The organism is Cryobacterium suzukii (assembly GCF_004403185.1).
In the GTDB taxonomy this organism is placed as follows: Bacteria; Actinomycetota; Actinomycetes; order Actinomycetales; family Microbacteriaceae; genus Cryobacterium; species Cryobacterium suzukii.
The window spans coordinates 303,016-318,393 of sequence record NZ_SOHJ01000002.1 but is presented as its reverse complement, the minus strand read 5'-3'; the positions used below and the strand labels follow the sequence as shown (position 1 = coordinate 318,393).

Annotated in this window: 14 protein-coding genes and 2 tRNA genes; 6 read left to right on the top strand and 10 right to left on the bottom strand. The window is 63.8% G+C overall.

What is annotated here, in order from left to right; genetic code table 11:
* Window positions 1-12: 12 nt before the first annotated feature.
* The 3 genes from E3T39_RS02225 to E3T39_RS02215 form a co-directional block, all read right to left on the bottom strand.
* On the bottom strand, window positions 13-615 hold the full coding sequence (locus E3T39_RS02225) for an ATP-dependent Clp protease proteolytic subunit (RefSeq protein ID WP_134513115.1): 603 nt from the start codon (window positions 613-615) through the stop codon (window positions 13-15).
* 163 nt (window positions 616-778) lie between these two features.
* Window positions 779-2,176 carry a trigger factor gene (gene tig, locus E3T39_RS02220; RefSeq protein WP_166784012.1) on the bottom strand — a complete coding sequence of 466 codons (1,398 nt, stop codon included), beginning with the start codon at window positions 2,174-2,176 and terminating at the stop codon, window positions 779-781.
* Window positions 2,177-2,219: 43 nt separating this feature from the next.
* Window positions 2,220-2,293 (bottom strand) — tRNA-Pro (locus E3T39_RS02215).
* Between the two features lie 184 nt (window positions 2,294-2,477).
* Here E3T39_RS02215 and E3T39_RS02210 point away from each other — a divergent pair.
* Window positions 2,478-2,551 (top strand) — tRNA-Gly (locus E3T39_RS02210).
* 67 nt (window positions 2,552-2,618) lie between these two features.
* Here the strand turns inward: E3T39_RS02210 and E3T39_RS02205 are convergent.
* The 4 genes from E3T39_RS02205 to E3T39_RS02190 all read right to left on the bottom strand — a co-directional run bounded on the left by E3T39_RS02205 (window position 2,619) and on the right by E3T39_RS02190 (window position 6,332).
* Window positions 2,619-4,145 (bottom strand): multicopper oxidase family protein, encoded by a 1,527-nt coding sequence (locus E3T39_RS02205; protein ID WP_134513114.1) that lies wholly within the window; start codon window positions 4,143-4,145, stop codon window positions 2,619-2,621.
* A 75-nt stretch (window positions 4,146-4,220) separates the two neighbouring features.
* Window positions 4,221-5,204, bottom strand: coding sequence for an Fpg/Nei family DNA glycosylase (locus tag E3T39_RS02200; RefSeq protein WP_134513113.1), 984 nt, complete (start codon window positions 5,202-5,204; stop codon window positions 4,221-4,223).
* A gap of 6 nt (window positions 5,205-5,210) precedes the next feature.
* Entirely contained in the window at window positions 5,211-5,702 is a 492-nt protein-coding gene (locus tag E3T39_RS02195; protein WP_134513112.1) for a ribose-5-phosphate isomerase, read from the bottom strand.
* 9 nt (window positions 5,703-5,711) lie between these two features.
* Window positions 5,712-6,332, bottom strand: coding sequence for a mycothiol-dependent nitroreductase Rv2466c family protein (locus E3T39_RS02190; RefSeq protein WP_134513111.1), 621 nt, complete (start codon window positions 6,330-6,332; stop codon window positions 5,712-5,714).
* Between the two features lie 160 nt (window positions 6,333-6,492).
* Here E3T39_RS02190 and E3T39_RS02185 point away from each other — a divergent pair, with 160 nt between their 5' ends.
* Together E3T39_RS02185 and E3T39_RS02180 are read left to right on the top strand one after the other, a co-directional pair.
* A complete protein-coding gene (locus E3T39_RS02185; RefSeq protein WP_134513110.1) occupies window positions 6,493-8,067 on the top strand; it encodes an MFS transporter in 1,575 nt (524 codons plus the stop codon).
* A gap of 41 nt (window positions 8,068-8,108) precedes the next feature.
* Entirely contained in the window at window positions 8,109-9,641 is a 1,533-nt protein-coding gene (locus tag E3T39_RS02180; RefSeq protein WP_134513109.1) for an SDR family oxidoreductase, read from the top strand.
* A gap of 24 nt (window positions 9,642-9,665) precedes the next feature.
* On the opposite strand, the gene E3T39_RS02175 is transcribed toward E3T39_RS02180, so the two are convergent.
* Window positions 9,666-9,965, bottom strand: a complete 300-nt coding sequence (locus tag E3T39_RS02175) for a type II toxin-antitoxin system PemK/MazF family toxin (RefSeq protein WP_134513108.1) — start codon at window positions 9,963-9,965, stop codon at window positions 9,666-9,668.
* Between the two features lie 2 nt (window positions 9,966-9,967).
* Window positions 9,968-10,204 carry a YlcI/YnfO family protein gene (locus E3T39_RS02170; RefSeq protein WP_134513107.1) on the bottom strand — a complete coding sequence of 79 codons (237 nt, stop codon included), beginning with the start codon at window positions 10,202-10,204 and terminating at the stop codon, window positions 9,968-9,970.
* Window positions 10,205-10,315: 111 nt separating this feature from the next.
* Here E3T39_RS02170 and E3T39_RS02165 point away from each other — a divergent pair, with 111 nt between their 5' ends.
* From E3T39_RS02165 to E3T39_RS16255, 3 genes are all read left to right on the top strand, one after another.
* Complete coding sequence (locus E3T39_RS02165; RefSeq protein ID WP_134513106.1) at window positions 10,316-11,428, top strand: hypothetical protein; 1,113 nt, start codon at window positions 10,316-10,318, stop codon at window positions 11,426-11,428.
* A 34-nt stretch (window positions 11,429-11,462) separates the two neighbouring features.
* A complete protein-coding gene (locus E3T39_RS02160; protein WP_134513105.1) occupies window positions 11,463-13,025 on the top strand; it encodes an AAA family ATPase in 1,563 nt (520 codons plus the stop codon).
* A 201-nt stretch (window positions 13,026-13,226) separates the two neighbouring features.
* Window positions 13,227-14,150: a hypothetical protein gene (locus tag E3T39_RS16255; protein WP_194085989.1), complete on the top strand. Its 924-nt coding sequence runs from the start codon at window positions 13,227-13,229 to the stop codon at window positions 14,148-14,150.
* A 185-nt stretch (window positions 14,151-14,335) separates the two neighbouring features.
* Here the strand turns inward: E3T39_RS16255 and E3T39_RS02150 are convergent, their stop codons facing one another.
* Window positions 14,336-15,331 (bottom strand): DUF2332 domain-containing protein, encoded by a 996-nt coding sequence (locus tag E3T39_RS02150; protein WP_134513104.1) that lies wholly within the window; start codon window positions 15,329-15,331, stop codon window positions 14,336-14,338.
* Between the last annotated feature and the right edge of the window lie 47 nt (window positions 15,332-15,378).

Here is a 15,378-nt window from a genome sequence, read left to right as displayed (position 1 = left end):
AGTTTCGGCGGACTACTTGTTGGCGTCGGCGTCGGGATCGGTGCCGCCGCCGCCGATGACATCCGAAGCGGATGCGCGGAGGTGGTCGACGAAACCGTACTCGAGGGCTTCCTGGGCGCTGAACCAGTTGTCGCGGTCACCGTCAGCGTTGATCTGTTCGGGGGTCTTGCCGGTCTGCGCGGCTGTGATCTCCGACAGGCGCTGCTTCATATCGAGGATGAGGCGCGCCTGAGTCTGGATGTCGGCCGCCGTGCCACCAAATCCGCCCGACGGCTGGTGCAGAAGCACGCGAGCGTTCGGGGTTATGTACCGCTTGCCCTTGGTACCGGAGGTGAGCAGGAACTGGCCCATCGAGGCCGCCATTCCGATGCCGACCGTAACGATGTCGTTGGGTACGAACTGCATCGTGTCGTAGATCGCCATTCCGGCGGTGATCGAACCACCGGGAGAGTTGATGTACAAGTAGATGTCGCGCTTTGAGTCCTCGGCTGCCAGCAGCAGGATCTTGGCGCAGATCTCATTGGCGTTTTCATCACGGACCTCTGAGCCGAGCCAGATAATGCGGTCCTTCAGCAGTCGGTCAAATACACCGTTAGTGGGTGTCGGGTCGGCCATGTCGTGCTCCGTTTCAGTTGTCGCTTCTCAATGAATCTATCGGAGCGCGAGCGTCAAAATGGCTCTGTTCGCCCTCGGCAGATTACCGACTGTCGCGCAAGCGCCCTGCAGCATGCAAAAGGCCGGCTGGAAAAATCCAGCCGGCCGATCACTCACACAGGTACTACTTCTTGGCAGCAGCCTTCTTCTTCTTGGGCTTGTCTTCGACCTCAGCGTCAGTGTCGGCGGCTGGAGATGCCTCGACGGCGCTGTCCGCAGCATCCGCTTCAACAACGGTGTCGTCGTCGACCGGGCCGGTGAACTCGCTCAGGTCAACCGGCTTGCCGTTGGAGTCAACGACCTCAGCCTTGCCCAGGGCAATAGCGAGGGCCTTGTTGCGGGCAACCTCGGCGACCATCGACGGAATCTGACCGTTGGTGTTGAGCGTCTGCACGAACTCGCTCGGGTCCATGCCGTACTGGCTGGCACCCTGGATGAGATACTGGGTGAGCTCGTCCTGGCTGACCTTGACCTGCTCAGCTTCGGCGATCGTGTCGAGCAGGATCTGCTGACGGAACGTCTTCTCGCTGGCTTCGGTGACCTCGGCGCGGTGGGTGTCATCTTCGAGGCGGCTTTCGCCCTCGAGGTGACGGTTCACCTCGTCGAGAATGATTGCGGCGGGGATCGGAACCTCGACCGAGCCGAGGAGCGTCTCGATGAGACGCTCTCGAGCCTGGCTGCCCTGGCCAAAGGCCTTGGACTTCTCAACCTGAACCTTGAGGCTCTCGGTGAGCTCAACGATCGTGTCGAACTCGCTCGAGATCTGAGCAAAGTCGTCATCGGCGGCGGGAAGTTCGCGTTCCTTCACGGCGATCACGGTGATGGTGATCTCGGCAGTCTCACCCTCGTGGTCCCCGCCCATGAGGTCGGAGTTGAAAGTGGTGGTCTCGCCGGCGCTGAGCGAGTCGAGCGCTTCGTCGATACCGTCGATGAGGTCGCCGGAGCCGACCTCGTACGAGATGCCGCTGGCGGTGTCGACCTCTTCGCCGTCGATTGCGGCATTCAGGTCGATCTGAGCGAAGTCACCGGTCTTGGCGGGACGATCGACGGTGATGAGCGTACCGAAACGGCTACGCAGCTTGTCGAGTTCTTCGGCAACTTCTTCGTCGGACACCTCGACGGCATCGACGGTGAGCTTGAGGCCGTCGTAGCTGGGCAGGTCGATCTCGGGGCGCACGTCAACCTCGATGGCGAGGAGCAGGTCACCGGAGAAGTCGGTGTTGCTGGGCCATTCGACGATGTCGGCCTCTGGACGACCAAGCGGCCGCAGCTTGTTCTCTTCGACGGCCGCACGGTAGAACCCGTCGAGGCCTTCGTTGACGGCGTGTTCCAGAACGGCGGCCTTGCCGACGCGCTGGTCGATGATGGCCGGCGGGATCTTTCCCTTACGAAAACCGGGGATGTTGATGTCCTCGGCGATGTGGCCGTAGGCGTGGGTGATGGCTGGCTTCAGCTCGTCGGGGCTCACCGTGATGGTGAGCTTGGCGCGCGTGGGGCTCAGTTTTTCGACCGTGGACTTCACTCGAGACTCTCCTGTGTATTGAAACGGTGTGCTGCGGATAATGTCGGGGCGACAGGAATTGAACCTGCGACTTCTCGCCCCCAAAACGAGCGCTCTACCAAGCTGAGCTACGCCCCGGATCTACTTCGACCCATCGGTACTGCTTTGTTGGGGAATCAATCTGTTGGCGCGGCGTTAGCTCACGACAGGCGGATTGACCTCGACCAGTCTAATGCACGCCTTTCGAGCGGATGCGCCCGCACTGGCAAACGACCCCCGGTTTCCTGTACTACGATATTCGAGTGCCCAGTTGCCTGGGCCTGGGGTCGTAGCTCAATGGTAGAGCCTGAGTTTTCCAAACTTATGACGCGGGTTCGATTCCCGTCGACCCCTCCACAGGGGGAATTACGAAAGCCGCCAGCTCTAAGCTGGCGGCTTTCTCTCGTTAAACGGATGCCATCAGCTAGTCACCGTGGGCGGTCGGTGGTGTACCGGCCTGTTCGCCGGGCTTCACAACAACGAATTGGCCCATCATTCCGGCGTCCTCGTGGGCAAGCATGTGGCAGTGGAACATATACGGAAAGTCCGGATCGGTATATTGGGCGAACTGCATGATGAGCTCGTAGCGCACGCCAGGCTCGAGGTAGATCGTGTCTTTCCAGCCGGAGAGTTCGGCTGGCGGCGATTTCGTCCCCACCCGCAGAATCTGAAACTGCACGGCGTGCACGTGAAAGTTGTGTGGCAACGGCATGGCATTATCGACGGTCCACACCTCGGTTGCGCCGGCCTCGACGGTCTCGTCGATGCGCGTCATGTCCATTAGCCGGTTGTTGATCGTGTAGCCGTTGAGGGTGAACGAGCGATCGACGGAGGCATCCGCTTTCTGGAGTGGCTCGATGTTCGCCAAAGTCGTCGATACTGCGCCGATGCTGGCGAGAGTGTCGGCCGCGCGCAACTCCATCACGTCGAGCGTGTCGTCGCCGGCGTTGCGGGTCGCGGCTCCGGCCGAGGTACCGAGGTTCGGTGGGGTGGACTGCAGTTTCACTGTCTCGCCCGGGGTCATCTGCACGAGTATTTCGGCCCGTTCCCCCGGTGACAACCGGATGCCCGTCATCGACGCCGCCTCTTTGAGCAGGCCCCCGTCGGTTCCGATCAGGTCAAAGGACCGCCCGTCGCTGATCCCGAAGTCGTAGATGCGCGCTGTCGACCCGTTGACCAGGCGCAGGCGCACCACCTCGGTCGTCACGTCGAGGTACGGCGCGAGCGTGCCGTTGATCAAGAGCCGATCGCCGATCGGACCGATATAACCGCGCACGTCGCTGATGAATTGGCCCTTCGCGTCGAAGCGGCGGTCCTGCACCACGACGGGAATGTCATCGACCCCGTAGCTGCGGGGCAGGTCGAGCGCTGCCTCCTCGTCGTCCTTTATCAGGAACAGGCCGGCCAGGCCCATTTCCACTTGGTGCTCGGTTGTGCCGTGTGGATGCGGGTGGTACCAGAGGGTAGCGGCGGGCTGGTCGATCGTGAAGTTCGGGCTCCACTTCGCGCCCGGCTGGACCATCTGGTGCGGGCCGCCGTCCATTTTCGCGGGCAGGCTCATGCCGTGCCAGTGCACGCTCGTTGCTTCCTGGAGGTTATTGGCGACGTTGATGCGCACGTTTTCGCCGCGCTCGGCGACGAGGGTGGGGCCGAGGTAGCTGCCGTTGTAGCCCCAGGTATCCGTGGTGAAGCCCGGCACGAATTCGCTCGTTCCCCGCTGGGCGGCGAGGTCGAAGACTCGCTCACCCGCGGCATTCACGGTCGATTCTGCCAGCGGCGGGATCGCGAGTGGATTTACGAAGTCGATGGTCCCGACCGTGTCAATAACGCCGGCGCCGGTGTCGCTCGAGCAGGCGGTCAGTCCGACGGTGAGGACGACCGCCCCGACGACGGCACCGCTGACGATGGTTGCAACACGACGGCGCGGCCGGGCAAATCGACGGTGGATCATGAACCTATTTTCGCAGCTTGCCCGACACTCCAACGCCACGCGCACTCTCCGCACAGCGCTGTGCAGCGGGGACGGTCACGCCTGACACCGTGGGCACCAATACAGTTTCCGGGCTGCCATTTCTTCGAGCACGATGTGCGTACCGCAGACTCGGCAGGGCAGGCCTTCGCGTTTGTAGACCCAGTGGCGATCGACCCGATTCCTCATGGCGAGCCGGTATTGGTCACCCTCGAGCTTGTCCATGGTCATCATCTGGCCGGTCGCGACACCTATGTGCAAGAGGTGCGCCCAGTCTTGCCACAGTGCGCGCGCAGTTTCGTCACTGAGCAATTTGCCGGGGGTGTGCGGATTGAGACCGGCACGAAAGAGCATCTCGGCACGATAGACGTTGCCGATGCCACTGACCACGCTCTGGTCCATCAGTAGCCGGCCGATCGGCGTGGGTTTTTTGCGCACGACGGTGACGAAGCGGTTCTCGGCCTCGGGGGTGTTGTCTAGTTCCGGGTCGGGCCCGAGCTTGGCGATCACGGCGTCGACCTGAGCCGGGTCGAGCACCTCACACGCGGTCGGTCCGCGCAGGTCGGCGCAGACCGTGTCGCTGAGCAGCCGTACCCGTACCTGGCCGACCGGCTCCGGCGGAAAGGTGTCGGCGAGGTCGATCTCTTTTTCCTGTTCGGACATGCGCACCCGGGTGCGGCGCGGGGCTCCGATGCTGAAGATCGAGTTTTCCCCCGCCGCATCATAGGTGGGCAGCTCGGTACCGTGCTGATTGGTCTGGCCCATCCGCCCGTTGGCCGAGGCCATCGTGGCATCCATCTGAATTTCACCGCTGAAATCCCAGGCGCCATACATTCCCAAGTGGATGCGCAGCCACAATCCGTGATCAAACTCCAGAAACATCTGCTTGCCCACGGCGCGAGCATCCGTCACCGTATGTCCGCTGAGCTGGGTGGCGCCGGCCACGAACCGGCCCTGCGGCGAGCTGACCGTGACGCGGTGGCCGATGAAATTGCGCTGAAACTGTCGGGTGATGCGGTGAACGGAGTGACCCTCTGGCACCTCAGTTCACCGGCCGTCGACGTCTTTTCCGGCGATGGTTCCGGTTCGCTCATATTCGCCGAGCTGACGGATGCGCCGCGCGTGCCGTTCCTCGTCGCTGAACGGCTCGGCAACAAAGGCATCGATGAAACTCGTGGCCTCCGCGATCGTGTGCTCTCTGGCCCCGATCGAAATGACATTCGCGTCGTTGTGTTCACGGGCGAGCCGGGCCGTGCTGAGGTTCCACACGAGGGCTGCCCTGGCTCCGGAAACCTTGTTGGCGGCCATCTGTTCGCCGTTGCCCGAGCCGCCGAACACGACGCCGAGCGCTTCGATGCCGGACTCGCGGTCGTCGACGGTTGCCTGCGCGGCGTTGATGCAGAACGCCGGATAGTCGTCGAGGGCGTCATAGGTCTGGGGGCCGTGGTCGATGACCTCGTGACCGGCCGCACGCAGGTGCGTGATCAGGTGGTGGCTGAGGTCGAGACCGGCATGGTCCGTGGCGATGTGGATGCGCATGTGAGCAGTCTATTTAGTGCTGACCGCTTGAGTGAAAATTGGTTCGCGGGTACGGCTGCGCTTGAGCTCGAAGAACCCGTCGTAACTCGCGAGCGCCACGACGCCGTCCCACAGGGTCAGGGCCGCGTCGCCCAGGGGTGCCGGGGAAATGACCGGGCCGAAGAACGCCACACCGTTGACCGCAATCACCGGGGTTCCGACGTCTTGACCGACCCGATTGATGCCGTCGAAGTGGCTTGCGCGCATTTGGACGTCGTACTCGTCGCTATCGGCGAAGGCCGCGAAGCTCGCGGGCAGGCCCACCTCGGCGAGCGCTGCCGGAATGACCTCGTCGGGATTGGTGTTGCCGCCCGGGTGAATCTGTGTTCCGAGCGCGTCGTACAGCGCTTTGACCGTTGGCTGGCCGTGCAGTTCGGCCGCGGCAGCCACGAGCCGGGTGTACTTGAGCGCCCGCGGAAAGAACGCCGCGTAATCCTCGCTCACGTCCTGGTCTTCGTTGAGTACGGCGAGGCTCATCACGTGCCAGGTCACGTCAAGATTGCGCAGGCGAGCGACCTCGTCCACCCAGCGCGAAGTCATCCAGGCCCAGGGGCACGAGGGGTCAAACCAGAAATCTACGGAATCAGTCATAGCCCCAGCCTAGGCAGAACTCACTGAGTCCTCCCCGAAACCGAGGCCTGCCATTAGGGCGATGCCCCCCATTAAGGGGTATTCTTGGTGGATTGAAAAAACTGCAGCACGCAGTACAGCCTTGACTTCGCAGCACAATATCTCCACGGGAGAAATTTATATGCCCACTGACCGAAGTACATCCAACCCGAATTTCGACGCCACAACCGCCTCGGCCAGAAAGGCAAGGCCCACGAAAACCTTGCGCCGCCGACGCATCGCCGTGTCCGACGTGAATGTCGTCGACAAGCCCATCATGAAGCGTGCCCTCGGCGGCACCATCGTGGGAAACACCATGGAGTGGTATGACGTCGGTATCTTCGGTTACCTCATCACCACGATGGGTCCGGTCTTTTTGCCGGAGGCGGACGCATCCGTTCAAACCCTGTTTCTGCTCGGAACCTTCGCCGCTACCTTTTTCGCCCGCCCACTCGGCGGCGTGTTCTTCGGCTGGCTTGGTGACCGCATCGGCCGGCAGAAGGTGCTCGCCACCACGCTGATTCTGATGGCCGCGTCAACCTTTGCCGTTGGGCTGCTGCCCGGGTACGCCCAAATCGGTGTTTGGGCCGCGGTGCTGCTCGTCTTCGTGAAGCTCGTACAGGGCTTCTCGACCGGTGGCGAGTATGCCGGTGCCACAACCTTTGTCAGCGAGCACGCCCCTGATAAGCAGCGCGGTTACTTCGCGAGCTTCCTCGACATGGGCAGCTACCTCGGCTTCGCCATCGGTGCTTCGCTCGTCTCTGTGCTGCAGCTCACGCTCGGCCAGGACGTCATGGAGGACTGGGGCTGGCGTGTTCCGTTCCTCATTGCCGGGCCGCTCGGCGTGATCGCCATCTACTTCCGCATGAAGATCGACGAGTCACCGGCCTTCCAGGCCACCCTCGATGCGCAGGAAGCCGCCCAGAAGAACCCCGTCGGAGCAACCGCAGCGACGCCCAAGGGCCCGATCGCCATTTTCAAGACCTACTGGCGCAACATCATCATCGCGATGATCCTCGTCGCCGCAGCAAATACCGTCGGTTACGCGCTCACGTCCTATATGCCTACTTATCTCACGGAGAACAAGGGTTACGACGAGCTGCACGGTACGGCGCTGACCATTCCGATTCTCGTGGTCATGGCCCTGTGCATTCCGCTGGCCGGCCGTCTGTCCGACAAGGTCGGTCGACGCCCAGTGCTGTGGACCGGCGCGATCAGTACCGTGGTGCTGGCCTACCCGGCATTCCTACTCATCGGCGTGGGTGCGATCTGGTCGACGCTGCTCGGGCTGGCTCTCATCGCCTTCCCGGTCACGTTCTACGTATCAACCATCGCCTCGGCGCTGCCGGCGTTGTTCCCGACGGCGAGCCGCTACGGCGCCATGGGCATCTCATACAACTTCGCAGTTGCGATCTTCGGAGGTACCACGCCGTTCATCATCGCCGCGCTTATCGTGAGCACCGGCAACGACCTGATGCCAGCGTTCTACCTGATGGGCACCTCGTTCATCGGTGCGATCGCGATCTACTTTCTCAAGGAGTCGGCGAACCGTCCGCTACCCGGCTCGATGCCGAGCGTCAACTCTGCCGAAGAAGCGCACGGCCTGGTCAAAACGCAGGACGACAACCCGCTGCTCGATACCGACGAGATGCCGTTCGACCACACCTATGAGCCGCCGACCAACGCCATCCCGACTCAGGAACCGGCCAAACTCTAGTTGAAACGGATGCTCACAGTTGGCCCGCGTAGAATTCGCGGATGACCACCGCGCCCCCCACCACCGCGCCCACCAGCGCTGAGCTCGGTGCCGCCGAATCCACCGCGCCGTCGACCGAGTTCGCCGGAATCGACCCGCACGATCTCGAAGTGACCCTGCGCGTGCTCGCCTCCCTGGCCGACATCGACGCGGAAAGCGCCGACTTCGTCACCGTGCGCCAGGCCACCGCCAAGATGTTCAAATCGGTCAAAATGTCGCGACGCCTGGAGAAGCGCGCGGTCATCGCCGACGCCGATCGCAGCGTCATCGCGGCGACCGCCACGGGCGCGCCCACCCGCATTGACGACGAGACCCGCGGCGCCCAGCTCTCGCTCGGCACCAGCGCGGCGAGCGCCGGTGAGCTCCTCGTTCCGCGCGCCTGCTATATCTGCAAGCAGAAGTACACCGTGGTCGATGCGTTCTACCACCAGCTCTGCCCGAGCTGCGCACTGTCGAGCCACGCCAAACGTGACGCCCGTACCGACCTCACCGGCAAGCGCGCACTGCTCACCGGCGGCCGCGCCAAGATCGGCATGTACATCGCGCTGCGTCTGCTGCGCGATGGTGCCCACACCACCGTCACGACCCGGTTTCCGCGCGATGCCGTTCGCCGCTTCGCCGCGATGGACGACTCGAAGGACTGGCTGCACCGACTGCGCATCGTCGGTATCGATTTGCGTGACCCGGCCCAGGTAATCGCGCTCGCCGATTCGGTTGCCGCCCAGGGCCCGCTCGACATTCTCATCAATAACGCCGCGCAGACCGTGCGGCGCTCACGCGGCTCGTACTCCCCCCTGGTCGAGGCCGAAGATTCCCCGCTGCCCGATGGCCCGTTGCCCGAGATCGTGTCGTTCGGACACACCAACGATGCGCATCCGCTCGCCCTTGCCGCGTCGGTCTCCGGGCATCCGCTGCTCGCGGCCGCATCCGGTGCCGGGGCCCTCACAGCGGACGACCTCACCCGACTGGCTCTTGCCGCCGGTTCTTCGTCACTGGAGCGTCTCGCCGCCGGCACCGCCATTGACGCCGGCGGGCTTGTTCCCGACCTGCACGACGTGAACAGTTGGACGGCCAACGTCGAAGACGTCGATCCGCTCGAGATGCTCGAAGTGCAACTGTGCAATACGACCGCACCATTTTTGCTGGTGAGTCGTCTGCGGGCCTCGCTCACGGCATCCGCCGCCCGGCGTACCTACATCGTGAATGTGTCGGCAATGGAGGGGGTGTTTGGTCGGGGGTATAAAGGACCTGGCCACCCGCACACCAACATGGCCAAGGCTGCCCTGAACATGCTCACCCGCACGAGCGCGAAGGAGATGCTGGAAGATGGCATTCTCATGACCAGCGTCGACACCGGCTGGATCACCGACGAACGTCCACACCCGACTAAGGTACGCCTGGCCGAGGAAGGCTTTCACGCTCCGCTCGACCTCGTCGACGGCGCCGCCCGGGTCTACGACCCGATCGTGCGCGGCGAGGATGGCGAAGACCTCTACGGGGTCTTTCTTAAGGACTACCAGCCCGCTGCCTGGTAGCCGCCGGGCTGGCCGACCGAGGCGTCAGTCGAGATCGAACGCGGTTTGAATTGCGGCGCTGAGCTGCGCCTCCTGGGTCGGCAGCAGGAAGCCGATTTGGCGGCCGAGGCTGGCGACCGGAATGGTCACAACGTTGTCGCAGCTCACGACGCAGTCCTGGTCGAGGCCGTTCGCCTGGCCGACCGCGACCTCGGTAGACAGACCCCGCACCGTACTGGTGATCGGTGCGACCGTGACCCGCGTGAGGTGCGGTCGCACGAGTTCGCGGGTGAGAACGAGAACGGGCCGGGCCTTGTCGAGGTGCGCTATGTGAATTGCCCGCATCGTCAGGCGAGGTCAGACGGAATACTCGCGCCAAAACTGGCGAGTTCGTCCAGATCGTCGGCTTGCCTGAAACGGTCGGTCAAAATTCGCACGTCACGCAGGGCGATTTCGCGTCGCCGTTCTCGTTCGAGGGCTCGAGTGATCAGGGAAGCACGGCTGCTTTCCCGCCCTTCACCCACCGCCTGATCGAGGTATTCCACTATCTCGTCGGGCAGACGCACCGCTATTTGTCGGCTCATATCGCGAGCATACCACTATGGGATTTATATTGGTGTGTACGTTGGGATATGACCTATTATCGAGGAAAACACAGGTCACGGGCTAAAAATCAGCCCTGTTAGGCTGACCTGATGCTGCGCCGCACCCTGATCCTGCCAACCGTTTTTCTTGCCCTCGTCGCCCTCAGCGGATGCGCGGCCGAACCGGTGCCGGAACCGGCGGCCACTTCAACGCCTAGGCCAACCGCAGCGCCCGCCGCAGCCACCAGCCCGCTCAGCTGTGACGATATCGCGGCTCCGGGCGACATTGCCAAGATCTTTGGGGATCCCTCCGGCACCATACCGACCCCGGTTGCCGCGACGCAGCCATCGACATTCCTGGTCGAGTACGCCGTCCCAGCCCTCGGCGGGCTGTCCTGCTCCTGGCGAGTCGGCACTGCGGCGGGCAACCCGATGGATCACCAAGCCGACTCCGACTGGGCTTACCTGAGCGTCAAGGTACTGCCCGGTGCGGCCGAGTCCTGGGCGCCAAACGATACCGGCAACGGTCCGACCGACCCGCTCACTAGCATCGGCGGCATCGAAGCGGCCACCGGATGCGGCGACCCCGGGTGTTTCATCTCGGCTCCGGTCGGGGACGCCTGGGTCGAAATCACGATGAGCACCAACTCATTCGGTACCCGCGATGTGCGCTTTGACCGCATGACGAGCGACGCGATCGTAGCGCAGATGCAGCCGCTCGCGGCATCCGTTTATTCCACTCTGACGGATGCCGAACCCAGCCAGTTAGCCTGGCCGGCGGTCGCCCTGACCCCGCGTGAACCGGCCTGCAGCGGCGCGCTCAAGCCGCAGGGCATCGCCATGGCCCTCGGCGTCGATGCGCTCGAGTACGAAATCTTCGACTCGTCAAACATGAATCCGGTCTACTTCGACGGCTTCGTGTCGCAGGCCGCCGGGTTGTTTCGGTGCGACGTGCGCGCCGACGGCGTTTTGGGCACCTCGATCCACGTCGGCTATGGTCTTGCCGGGATCGTCGACACGATGATCACGGAGCCGGACAGTCAGGCCGCATTGCCGCCGATCGTGCTCGAGGGGGCCGTCGAAGGTGAGCACGCCGTCCAGGTCTGCGCAGACCCCTCCGGTTACTGCACAGTGATTTTTTCGCTCGGCGAGTCGGCCTACTCGGTCGAATCGGTCTCCCAAGCGGTTGCCGTGGCCGAAGCGATCATCGCCCAGGCCCGCTAGGTTCGAAACGGCTGCCACAAGTCAGGAGCACAAGATGACCGAGGATACTTTCGACCGAGACGTCGTGCGCTCGTTCAAGAAGTTCATGGAACGCGTCGTGGCGACAGCGGATGCCCAGAACCCGTCGGGCCTGTCGCCGCTCGGCGACGTGATCACCGAGTTTCTCGGCGCGAACGCGTCGACGTTGCCGGTCGTGTCCGAAACGCTCGCCGATCATCGCCTCGTCGACGCGGACATCGCTCTGACCACGTTGGCCGGCTCCGATCCGGCCGCGCTTCTTGGCGTCTCCGGCGGGCAACAGCGCTTTCATTCGAGCCTGTCCGAGCTCGTGGCCAGCCCGTTTCAGGGCTTCGGCCCCGGCCCGGTGGACTACTCGGCCCGGGCGACCGGACCAATGTCGACCCGTCAGGTCGTCTCCTTCGGCGTGCGGCTCATCCGCTTCGACGACCAGCCGATCGCGGTGCTGCAACGCGCCGCCAACCCGCAATACGGGCGCAACACGGCCGAACTCGAAATCATGGCCGAGTCACCGCACACGGTCACCGCCTTTCTCGAGCACCTGCGCACACTCATGATCGAGCACAGCGTGTTGCGCGGCCAGGTGCTCTCGTTCGTGCACACCGAATACGGAGCCGGGGCCGGAATCACCTTTCTGGAACGCCCCGTCGTACCGACAGCCGCTATCGTGTTGCCAGAGGGCATCCTCGGCACCATCACCGACCACGTCATCGGAATCGGTGAGCAACGCCAGGTTCTGCTGGCCGCCGGACAACATTTGAAGCGCGGTGTGCTGCTCTACGGTCCTCCCGGAACCGGCAAAACCCTCACCGTGCGTCACCTGCTCAGCGAGACCCCGGGCATCACCGCGGTGCTGCTCACCGGATCCAGCATCGTGCACATTGCTGCCGCCGCCGAGATCGCTCGTACCTTTGCGCCGTCGATTGTCGTGCTGGAAGACATCGACCTGGTCGCAATGCAACGTAACGCGACTCCGCAGCCGCTGTTGTTCGAGGTGCTCGACGCCCTCGACGGGCTCGATGGCGACGCCGATGTGGCGTTCGTCATGACCACCAATCGGGTCGAGGTTCTCGAGCGGGCCCTCGCCGAACGGCCGGGCCGGGTCGATCTCGCCGTCGAAGTGCCGTTGCCCGAGCTGGCCGAACGAGAGCGGCTGTTCCGGCGCTACGCGGGAGCGCTGCCGTTCAGCCCGGCCGCCCTCGATGCGGCAGCCGGCCGGGCGGAGGGCGTGACGGGCTCCTTCGCGAAGGAGCTCATTCGCCGGGCCGTGCTCCGCGCTGCCCTCCGCGCCGACACCGTCGACGACAACGACCTGCAGGTCGCCCTCGACGATCTGTTGTCTACGGGCGAATCCCTCACCCGACGGCTCCTCGGCACCAGCAGTAGCGAAAACCCGCGCTGGCAGCCCGAAGAGGAACTCAGCGCCGGGCCGAGCGGTGGCAGCTACGCTCCAATGCACGGTTCGGCGATGACAAGGCAATTTGGCTCCTTCGGGCGGGCGACCGGTAGCGCGGCGCCATCGTCAGCGGAGCCGTCGGCCGTGCCACCCGCCGACGTTCCGGGTGACGAACACCAATAACCGGCGCCTATCCGTTTAGGCCATCGCCGTAACGGGCAACTCCCCTAACGCGCAACCGCAGCACCCGATCGCTGACGGATCGCTTGATTGCTTTGTAGCAAGGCAATGCCGCTAATCTGATTGCGGTAGAGGAACTCCTGCCCGCCAATTGCATTAGCGGGAACTGTGTGTAGTCCGAACCACGTATCAGGGGGCAATTCAATGGCAAACTTCGGCACCGCTACAACACGCGCAAACACCCCGCCCTCGCGCCTCAAGCTCATCGCCATCCTCGCTGCCGGCGCGCTCGTGATCGGCGGTGGCATCACGGCTACGGCCATTGGCGTGACCAGCTACAAGGCTGAGACCACGAGTCTCTGCACTGCTGCGGTTACGGCCGGCACCCGCGCTGCCACCAGTATGAAGACTGCTCTCGCAGCCTCTGACGCGGCGGTGCTCGCTGTCGCCGTGCTCGAGCTGCCGGTTGTCGCTGAGGGTGTCGCGCCCGCAATCAGCACCGACTACGCAGCGCGCGTCGCTGTAGAAGCAGTGCCTGCGGTCGACGAGGTGCTCGCAATAGAAGCTACTGCAGCCAGCGAAGGCGTTGAAGCGGTTGACGCTGTAGCCGGTATCACCGCCGTCGAGGCTTTCCCTGCACGTGCCAGCGGCACTGAACTCATCAGCGACGTCAGCGCTGCCAGTACTGGACTCGCAAACATCACGATTGCTGCTGTGCCTCCCTGCGCAACGCGCGACCAGGTCGCAAGCATCACGGCTACGAACAGCACAGCGGCAACTGCTACTACTGCGCTTACCGCGAGCGTCGCTGTACTGACGAGTGACTTTGCTGTCTTCCAGACCGAAGAAGCCGCGCGTATCGCAGCTGAGATTGAGGCTGCACGTGTCGCGGCCGAGGCAGAAGCTGCACGTGTTGCTGCTGCAGCTGCACAAGAGGCTGCACGGGTCGCTGCCAACCAAGCCACTGCGAAGAAGTCTGCGAGCTCTGGTTCGTCCGGTGGTGGAAGCACTTCTGGCGGTTCTGGCAGTAAAAATGGCGACTGCTGTGCCGGTGCCTTTGGTCCAGACAAATCAGACGGAACCGGTTGTCGAATTGACAACGGCGTAGGTGGTTTCTACAGCTGCTAGATCTCAGTGAGTCGTGCCTCATGCATCCGTCACACACGTTCCCGCAAGACTTCGTCGCAATGTCTGGCACCACTATGCGCTTCCGTTTGGTTACCGACATAGTTCTCCGCTTCTTGGAGCAGTTGCAACTGTCGGTACCGCCGGATTCTGAGCCGCTTCTGCCGCTAGCGGCTCGTCGGTCCGACTCATCCGAGCCAATGCAACGCGCGGCCGTGCGGCTGGGTCAGGGCGATTGGCTCGCCGTCCAGGGCCAAAATGAATGCGGATGACAGTGCCGGCGCCTCCGCAAGCCGCTCGAGCACCCCGGGCACCACACTCTGTCCCTCGTTCGACAGCCAGCGCACCGGCAACCGGGTCATCTGCGCGGCAAACCGGTTGCGATCTGGCTCATTCAGGTAGGCGAGTACCGCGGTGTGGAACACGACAACGGTTGCCTCGGCCGGAGCCCGGGCAATGAGCGCTTCGATTTGGTCGTTGAGGTCGCCGGTCACGATCTGGACCGGCTCTTGTCGGGCCACGGCAACCGCGGCGCGCAGCCGGGATCGACGGTCGTCGTGCTCCGGCCAAATCAGCGCCTCAAGCCAGGCCAGATCAGCGTCGCTGTGCACGTCGAGGGGATGAAGATCGATTCCGGCCCGCCAGACAATCTTGGGCATCCGCTCGGGCAGCGGCACCGGGCCGGTGACGGCGCAGTCTAAAACCACCGGGCTCGGACCGTCTGTCGGGTGCAGCATCCGCTCGTCGCCATCAGCTAGCCGATACCGGTAGCTGTACCGATCGGGGTGCAGGCAGAGACCGGCGGATGCCCCCACTTCGATGATCGCGAGCGGTCCGGCGAGCGCCGCCAGCGCCGGCAACAGTACGGCGCAGCGGCCGGGCTCATTGGTCTGGGTGGCGTGGGTCAGGCAGGTGGCGGCCACATCGGACCAGTGCTCGCGCAGCCAGGCCGCGAACTGCGGGTACTCCCCCACCACTGCCCCGTGCAACCGAGCCGCGCTGAACACCAGGTTCGGTTGGCGCTTGACCGCGGGCAGCTGGTCGATCAAGGCCATGGTGGCGGGATCGGCCGCGACCCCAGCGGCCCACCGTTCGTAACAGACGCTCATTCCGCGGGCTTCGACCTTGGCGAAGGCCCGGTAGCGTTCGGCGGTCGCGACGCTCGGGTCCGTGCTTGCTCTCATGCCCACATCGTAATCATGGTTAGGCTTGCGGGGTGCGATGGCGCCCG

What these genes read in the sequence shown, in the direction of transcription:
- E3T39_RS02225 (WP_134513115.1), bottom strand. Translation starts at nt 615, where the DNA reads ATGGCCGACCCGACACCCACTAACGGTGTATTTGACCGACTGCTGAAG.
- E3T39_RS02205 (WP_134513114.1), bottom strand. Translation starts at nt 4,145, where the DNA reads ATGATCCACCGTCGATTTGCCCGGCCGCGCCGTCGTGTTGCAACCATC.
- E3T39_RS02195 (WP_134513112.1), bottom strand. Translation starts at nt 5,702, where the DNA reads ATGCGCATCCACATCGCCACGGACCATGCCGGTCTCGACCTCAGCCAC.
- E3T39_RS02190 (WP_134513111.1), bottom strand. Translation starts at nt 6,332, where the DNA reads ATGACTGATTCCGTAGATTTCTGGTTTGACCCCTCGTGCCCCTGGGCC.
- E3T39_RS02185 (WP_134513110.1), top strand. Translation starts at nt 6,493, where the DNA reads ATGCCCACTGACCGAAGTACATCCAACCCGAATTTCGACGCCACAACC.
- E3T39_RS02180 (WP_134513109.1), top strand. Translation starts at nt 8,109, where the DNA reads ATGACCACCGCGCCCCCCACCACCGCGCCCACCAGCGCTGAGCTCGGT.
- E3T39_RS02175 (WP_134513108.1), bottom strand. Translation starts at nt 9,965, where the DNA reads ATGCGGGCAATTCACATAGCGCACCTCGACAAGGCCCGGCCCGTTCTC.
- E3T39_RS02170 (WP_134513107.1), bottom strand. Translation starts at nt 10,204, where the DNA reads ATGAGCCGACAAATAGCGGTGCGTCTGCCCGACGAGATAGTGGAATAC.
- E3T39_RS02165 (WP_134513106.1), top strand. Translation starts at nt 10,316, where the DNA reads ATGCTGCGCCGCACCCTGATCCTGCCAACCGTTTTTCTTGCCCTCGTC.
- E3T39_RS02160 (WP_134513105.1), top strand. Translation starts at nt 11,463, where the DNA reads ATGACCGAGGATACTTTCGACCGAGACGTCGTGCGCTCGTTCAAGAAG.
- E3T39_RS16255 (WP_194085989.1), top strand. Translation starts at nt 13,227, where the DNA reads ATGGCAAACTTCGGCACCGCTACAACACGCGCAAACACCCCGCCCTCG.
- E3T39_RS02150 (WP_134513104.1), bottom strand. Translation starts at nt 15,331, where the DNA reads ATGAGAGCAAGCACGGACCCGAGCGTCGCGACCGCCGAACGCTACCGG.